A 579-nucleotide genomic window follows, 5' to 3' on the forward strand; every position below is an offset into this window, starting at 1 on the left:
ATTCAATGGATTACAGTTCAATGGATTAAAGTTCAACGGATCCCAGCCCGATCCGGCGAGCCACTTCGTCCGTGAAACCGATGCGCAGACCCTGCGTCGCTGGCAGCACAGTGCAAACCGTTACGCCTCCCTGAATCTGGAAGAATTTCTGCTGATCGCCCTGTCGCAAACCCTGGCGGAGTATTGTGATCGCCGGGTGGTGCGCATTCACCGTGAAAGCCATGGCCGTAGTGGCAACGATGAATCGCTGGATTTAAGCCGGACCGTGGGCTGGTTTACCAGCCTGTATCCGCAGCGACTGGACTGTGCTGATGATCTGACGACCACGATCAAACAGCAGAAGGAACAGTTGCGCGAACCGGCGCAGGGCGGTCTGGGCTATGGGCTGCTGGTCCAGCAGGGCAAGCTGACCGGCGGCGATCATCGCCTGGATGTGTTGTTCAATTATCTTGGCCAGTTCCGTCACGATAATTTGCCCGGTGTCTCGCTGATGGACGCGGGCCTGTGGCAGGAAGCGGATGCGCCGGCGGATGCGCCGCTGGTGATCAATGCGGATCAACAGAACGGCAAGTTGCGGAT

The 579-nt window shown here is 58.0% G+C and carries 1 protein-coding gene; it reads left to right on the forward strand.

Going from position 1 to position 579, the window contains the following annotated elements; all coding sequences use genetic code 11:
- Positions 1-579, forward strand: a 579-nt coding sequence (locus A3730_RS07570) for a condensation domain-containing protein (RefSeq protein ID WP_197477358.1), incomplete at both ends; no start/stop codon positions are given.

The organism is Alcanivorax sp. HI0044 (assembly GCF_001634945.1).